Genomic DNA, 1,476 nt, shown 5'->3' on the forward strand with positions numbered 1-1,476 from the left:
ACTGGTTATCTAAACTGCCTGAACCACTGTTGATCGTTAATACATCATGGAGACTTGCGATTTGACCTTGATTGTTATTAAGTCCTTGGCTATTTAAGTTAACTTGCTGGTTTGCAGCAATAATACCGCTCTGGTTATTAATATCTTTTTCAGTTTGAATAGCTAAAGTAGTTTGACTGTTCAACTGCCCTTTTTGGCTATTATCCACCTGACTTGCGTTGAGTTGTAAAGCCTGCCCTGCAATGACCTTGCCGGTTTGATTACTCAAGACCCCTTGGCCTGCATTTAGCACAATATTGCCTTGGGCACTGCTGATCTGACCCGAGTTATTATTGAGACCCTGGCTATTAACCTCAATCCCCTGATCTGCTGAAATCACACCTTGGGTATTGTTCACTTCTTGCTGGCTTTGTAGATCAATCTTCGCCTGTGAAGTCATCTGGCCTGCCGTGCTGTCAAGTGACAAGGCCTTAACTGTTAAATCTGCTTTTGACTGTAATAATCCAGACTGGTTAACCACTGCCTGATTACCTGTATCAACAGATAACCCACCCTGAATACTGCCGATCTGGCCTTGACGGTTATTTAACCCTTGTCCACTCAGGCTAATGTTCTGGTTGGCAACCATGCTGCCAGTTTCGTTATCAATCAGGCCTGCACTGATAATATGCAACGCATCCTGTGCACTGATTTGTCCTTGCTGGCTGTTAGTTAAAGCATTAACTTGCAGGTTCAAAGCTGCTCCACTTTGAATGCTGCCAGCATGGCTATTATCTAACGTACCGTTGACCACAACATCCAAGGCCGAACCTGCTCCAGACTGCATCACACCAGACTGGTTACTTAAGTTCTGGCTGCTTACCTGAAGTTGCTTGTTCGACAAGAGCTTCCCATGGTCATTCGTCACATCGCCCTGACTATTTAACGTCAGTCGATCCAGCGCACTGATCACACCACTGTTATTTAAACCATTCACATCAAGCGTCAGGGTTTTCCCAGACTGGATAGCACCTGAACCATTATTCAGGGATAAGTCACCCGTCTGGATCAGTACATCACCTTGTTCCGTACCGATCTGACCGCCATCATTTTGTAAGCCCTGACTCTTCAACAACATCTGCTGGGTTGAAGCCATCACACCTTGGGCATTATTAATGCCTTGTACAGCATCAATATTCAATACACCCTGTGCATTGATCTTGCCCTGCTCACTATTTTTAACCGAACCCGCCTGTATCTCAGTATTCCCGCCACTGTACAGTTGCCCTGACTGGCTATTATCAAACAGACCACTGAGCTTAAAGTTCAGATCTGCTCCACTTTGTAATAAACCGCCCTGGTTGATAAGATCCTGTCCAACAAACGTTAAGGCGCTACCCGAAAGAATCTGGCCCTTGCTGTTATTCAGCCACTGTTGCTGCATATCCAGTTTGGCTTGCGTTGCAATCAGGCCTGACTGGTTATCAATCCCTTGTG

General features: G+C 45.5%; 1 pseudogene. It reads right to left on the reverse strand.

Annotated features, from left to right (window positions below):
• Nucleotides 1-1,476: pseudogene (locus tag ACH63V_RS18040) on the reverse strand (hemagglutinin); the annotation flags it as partial.

This window comes from Acinetobacter sp. ABJ-A23_2, from assembly GCF_044538765.1.
Classification (GTDB): domain Bacteria; phylum Pseudomonadota; class Gammaproteobacteria; order Pseudomonadales; family Moraxellaceae; genus Acinetobacter; species Acinetobacter nosocomialis_A.